This window comes from Paenibacillus sp. 3LSP (assembly GCF_032465655.1).
Lineage (GTDB): Bacteria > Bacillota > Bacilli > Paenibacillales > Paenibacillaceae > Fontibacillus > Fontibacillus barengoltzii.
Map to the genome: position 1 here is coordinate 1 of NZ_JAWDJI010000190.1, position 4,958 is coordinate 4,958.

Here is a 4,958-nt window from a genome sequence, read left to right on the forward strand (position 1 = left end):
TTACCAAGGGAGAAGCTCTTTTTCTATATCCGCTTTTTCCAATTCCTACACCCACAGAGATTTTACACTATCTCGAAAATATTACTTTAATAGTTATTCGCTATTATTCTATTTAATCTCTGTAGAACAATATTTTAGTAGAAAAAAGTTTAATCCGGATTAGCGTTTTTAAACTTAAGAACATGCTTAACAAAAAGCTTATGTCACTCAAGGATGTGCGGACATAAGCTTTTTGTGCTGCTCCCCAAAATGTAAACGTTGACATTCGCCGAATAACCGATTATTGTGATGAAAACGAAGTAAAATGTTTGTAATAAAACAATACTTTACTATCACTTTAGGACGATATCTCGTACTTAGGAGGGAGAACGATGGAGAATCAAACGTTTGTAAATCCAATCCTGTTAAACGGTGCGGACCCTTGGGTCGTTCGGCATCCCGCTGGAAGCTACTACATGATGGTGACCCTGGGCGACCGCATCGCCCTTTGGCACAGTCCAACCTTGAGCGGACTTGGCCATGTCCAGCCGAAGACCGTGTGGACGCCTGAGCCCAACGGCCCTTATTCCTACAACCTGTGGGCGCCGGAACTGCACTTCATCAATGGGCGCTGGTACATCTACTATACGGCGAACGACGGCGGCGGGGACGACACGCGACGCATTTGTGTGCTTGAATTGGCGGGCGATGATCCGATGAACGACGAGTGGCAGTTTAAAGCTGTGGTGAACACGGAGTTTGCAGGGTTGGACGGAACCGTCATTCAACATCAGGGGGAATTGTATTTCTTTTATTCTGGGTATGGCCATTTCCCGGATTACGGCTCAGCGATTTACGCGGCTCGAATGGCCAATCCTTGGACATTAACCGGTCTGAACGTATTGATTACTGCTCCGACGGAGCCATGGGAGAGGCAAGGCGGGATGGCGATTAACGAGGGCCCGATCTTGTTGCGGCGCAACGGCTGGATCTTCCTTGTCTTCTCGGCCAGCGCGACGTGGTCGGACGATTACTGTCTCGGCATGGCGCGGATCCCGGAGACCGCAGATCTGCTGGATGCGAAGTCCTGGATCAAGGAAGAAGGCCCGGTCTTTGCCAAAAATCCTTCCGCTGGAGTGTATGCGCCGGGACATAACAGCTTTACCGTATCTCCCGACGGCTCCGAGGATTGGATCGTCTACCATGCCTATGATTACTCGGAAGCAGAGCGGCCTCGCTCCGCTGGATCTCCCCGCAGCACAAGACTCCAAAAATTTGGTTGGCAAGCCAACGGGATGCCGGATTTTGGGGTTCCTGTCGGCACGGGCATGCCCATTCCGCGGCCTGCCGGAGAATAAAGGGCGCGATATTAATTACAGTTTTTTTGAAACTAACAGTTTATTTTGAAACATCAAGTTATTTTATTAAAAAAATCGTGATCTTCTTAAATGAAAGCGTTGACATCCCATCAAGCGCGGATTATAATCAACGCAAAGATACAAAATTATTGTAATAAAACAATAATATAATTTTTGGATGAGAGATTTGATGACAGAGGGGGTTGAACCAATCCGAAAAGGGCGATGAGTGCAAGCGGAACTATCGGGGGTTGTTGCTTTTGAAATCATTAATCGGGAGGTTCATATGAATAACAAGTCCAAACGTATTTTAAGTTTTCTGTTTGTTTTTATTCTTGCAGTCTCCATGATTACAGCTTGCAGCGGCGGCAGTTCAAACAAGGCGGACAACAGCAATAACACCAGCGAGAATACGGCGGAAGAACAACAGAAGGTTGAAACCACGTTTACCGACATCAGTCAGGATATTCGCGGGAACACATCGCCAACTCCAGAGCAAATTAATGAAGTGAATACGACGCTGAATGATACGTATTTGGGTGATATTTTTGATGAGAAAATTCCAAACGACTACTCCGCTTACCCCTTCAAGGAAGAAGTGACGCTGGATGTCTGGATGCCGGCGAATCGCAACATCCCGGATATGAACAACCACGCGATCCAGAAGCAAGTGGAGAAGCTGACGGGGATTAAAGTCAACTTCATCACTCCGCCGGTAGGGCAGGAAGCAGACGCCTTTACCTTGATGATGTCCTCCGGAGATTTACCGGACATTATCATCGAGCCTGGCCGGTACCCTGGAGGCTTCGAGGCGGGCGTGAACGATGGGGCGTATTTGGATCTGACCGATTTGATGGACAAATATGCTCCGAACTATACGGCTTGGCGCAACTCCGATGAGACGAGAAGAAAAACGACGGTCACCGACAGCGGCAAACTGCTTGGCTTCTACGGCATTGCTCCTTACTCGGAGTGGATGTGGTTCGGGATGCTGATCAAGCAAGAGGCGCTCGATAAGACGGGGCTTCCAATACCGGAAACGATTGACGAATGGCATACCTTCCTGACCAAAGCGAAGGAAGTGGGATACAGCGAGCCGCTGAACTACGGATCCAACTATGGTCAAATCTTTACCGGGATCTTAAACGGAGCGTATGGCGTATGGGATTGGACCTTCCTGGACAGCAACGGCAAAGTCGCCTGGGGTCCGGCGCAACCCAAGGCCAAGGAATACCTCGCCATGATGCAGCAATGGAACAAAGAAGGGCTGCTCAACAAAGACTGGGCGACAGCGGACTTCAACCAAAGAATGGCCAGCGCCATTTCCGACAAAACCGCAGTCATGATGGACTCGCCGGACACGATGTGGAGCTACTGGAAGGAACAAAATGATATCGATTTTGTGGGAGCGCTGAACCCTGTGCTGAACAAGGGCGATAAATCTGCAACCACGTACAAGAACTTTAAACGGACAGGTACGGAAGCTGCCATCACGACCCAATGTGATAACGTTGAAGCGGCCATGGCTTGGTTGGATTTCGCCTACACCAAGAAAGGCTGGGAAATCTATAACTACGGCGAATACGGCACGGTGCACCTGATTGATGAGAACGGCAAGCCTTATTATCCGGAAAACAGCTTCATGTACAACGACCCGGATGGACAGCCGGTAGCGGTAGCGCTTGATAAATATCGCAGACATATCTGGCCGGACATTCGCGACGAGCATAACTCCAACCCGCTGATCGTAGCGAAAGGCAGCTATTCCGGCGAAATTCGGAAATATTGGACCGAGAACATGGATACGAGCGCGGCGATGCCTCCGATTTCGTTTACGAAGGAGGAAGCTTCACGGGAGGCCGAGCTGGGGAACCAGTTGTCTACGCTCCGGGGTGAATATTTTGCCAAAATCATTAAAGGCGAGTTGCCGGTAGATGCGTACGACAAGTTCTTGGAAGAAGCGAAGAAGATGGGGCTGGACGAATTCCTGAGCATTCATCAGGCGGCATTGGATCGTTACAACAGCAGATAATCGCCGTTTGGCCTAAAGATTAAGCAGGTAATAACGAGGGTGACCGGGCTGGTTAAAGCTTGGGCCCCTCGTTATTGTTTCAGAGAATTCGGAATAAGAAGAGTAGGTGATGCGTTCATGGAGATCGTCCGTAAATCAAGGAAACTCGCTCCTTCCTCAGAGGCTCCGAAACCAAACCGAACCCGAATCCGGATCAAAAAAGATCTGCGAAAGAACTGGTTTGTGTATTTGCTTGCCATTCCAGTGGTCGCTTGGTTCCTGGTTTTTTGTTACGGTCCGATGTGGGGAGTGCTTATCGCATTTAAGGATTATAAGCCGTTGCTGGGGTTTGCTCAGAGCGATTGGGTAGGGTTAAAGCATTTTATCGATTTTTTTCAGGGGCCGTACTTCTGGAGGGTGACCAAGAATACGCTTCTCCTTAATGTGTGGGGGATCGTGTTCGGATTTACGGCACCGATCATTTTGGCGTTATTGCTGAATGAGATTCGAGACGGAAAGTTCAAGAAAACCGTTCAAACGATTACGTACATGCCCCATTTTATCTCCTTGGTGGTCGTGTGCGGGATCATTCATATCTTTACGGCGGATGAAGGCATTGTTACCCAAGTGTTGCAATGGATCACAGGGAAGGATTATACCTCGCTGCTGGGATACTCCGGCTTTTTTAGGCCGATCTATACATTTTCCGGGATATGGCAGAACATCGGGTGGGACAGCATTATTTATCTAGCTGCGATGAGTTCGATCGATCCGGCGTTGTATGAGGCGGCTGAAATTGACGGGATTGGTCGAGTTAAAAAGATGTGGTACATTACGCTGCCGCAAATTACGCCGATTATCGTGATTCTGTTTATTTTTGCGGTTGGCGGATTGATGGCGTCCGGATACGAAAAAATTATTTTGCTCTACAACCCGCTTATTTACGATACGGCAGACGTCATCGCCTCTTATGTCTATCGCAGGGGCTTACGCGAAGCCAGTCTCAGCTTCTCCACCGCGGTTGGCTTGTTTAGCGCCGTGATCAACTTTGCGTTGCTGTGGGTAACGAACCGAATCGCCCGGCGCACTTCGGAAGTGAGCTTATGGTAGAAAGGGGGATGACCATGTCCAGTCGGAAAAAGCTGAGAAGACGAAAAAACTGGAAGCCGATGACGACCGGGGATCGCGTGTTTGAAGTCATGAACTACATTCTGCTCACCGCGATTACGTTAATTTGCTTCTATCCCTTGCTGCATATTTTGCTGGCCTCGGTCAGTAACCCGACGGCGCTGATGGCGCACAGCGGGCTGTTGCTGAAGCCGCTTGGATTTACGTTGGACGGATATAAGCTGGTCTTTAAAGACAACAGCCTGCTGGTTGGTTACAAAAATACGATCATCTACGTAGGTCTAGGTACGCTGGTGAATATGGTCATGACGATCATGGGCGCTTTTGTCCTGTCGAGAAAAGATCTCTATTTCAAAAACTTCATCATGATTCTGATTACGATCACGATGTTCTTTGGCGGCGGGTTGATTCCCTGGTTTCTGTTAATCCTGAATCCGTGAACTTGAACAAATAAATCCTGAGGCGGACACAGGAAAATGCAG

Annotated in this window: 4 protein-coding genes; all 4 read left to right on the top strand. The window is 48.7% G+C overall.

Annotation, left to right across the window (positions count from 1 at the left end; all coding sequences use genetic code 11):
* The first annotated feature begins 371 nt into the window (after nucleotides 1-371).
* The 4 genes from RW092_RS16300 to RW092_RS16315 all read left to right on the top strand — a co-directional run bounded on the left by RW092_RS16300 (nucleotide 372) and on the right by RW092_RS16315 (nucleotide 4,916).
* Nucleotides 372-1,337, top strand: a complete 966-nt coding sequence (locus RW092_RS16300; RefSeq protein WP_316010693.1) for a glycoside hydrolase family 43 protein — start codon at nucleotides 372-374, stop codon at nucleotides 1,335-1,337.
* 286 nt (nucleotides 1,338-1,623) lie between these two features.
* Nucleotides 1,624-3,369 (top strand): extracellular solute-binding protein, encoded by a 1,746-nt coding sequence (locus RW092_RS16305; RefSeq protein ID WP_316010694.1) that lies wholly within the window; start codon nucleotides 1,624-1,626, stop codon nucleotides 3,367-3,369.
* A gap of 117 nt (nucleotides 3,370-3,486) precedes the next feature.
* Nucleotides 3,487-4,458 (top strand): ABC transporter permease, encoded by a 972-nt coding sequence (locus tag RW092_RS16310; RefSeq protein ID WP_016310779.1) that lies wholly within the window; start codon nucleotides 3,487-3,489, stop codon nucleotides 4,456-4,458.
* A gap of 14 nt (nucleotides 4,459-4,472) precedes the next feature.
* Nucleotides 4,473-4,916 (top strand): ABC transporter permease family protein, encoded by a 444-nt coding sequence (locus RW092_RS16315; RefSeq protein ID WP_316010695.1) that lies wholly within the window; start codon nucleotides 4,473-4,475, stop codon nucleotides 4,914-4,916.
* Nucleotides 4,917-4,958: the final 42 nt, after the last annotated feature.

Excerpts from the sequence above, each read along its gene's own strand:
- RW092_RS16300 (WP_316010693.1), top strand. The coding sequence starts at position 372 with ATGGAGAATCAAACGTTTGTAAATCCAATCCTGTTAAACGGTGCGGAC.
- RW092_RS16305 (WP_316010694.1), top strand. The coding sequence starts at position 1,624 with ATGAATAACAAGTCCAAACGTATTTTAAGTTTTCTGTTTGTTTTTATT.
- RW092_RS16310 (WP_016310779.1), top strand. The coding sequence starts at position 3,487 with ATGGAGATCGTCCGTAAATCAAGGAAACTCGCTCCTTCCTCAGAGGCT.
- RW092_RS16315 (WP_316010695.1), top strand. The coding sequence starts at position 4,473 with ATGTCCAGTCGGAAAAAGCTGAGAAGACGAAAAAACTGGAAGCCGATG.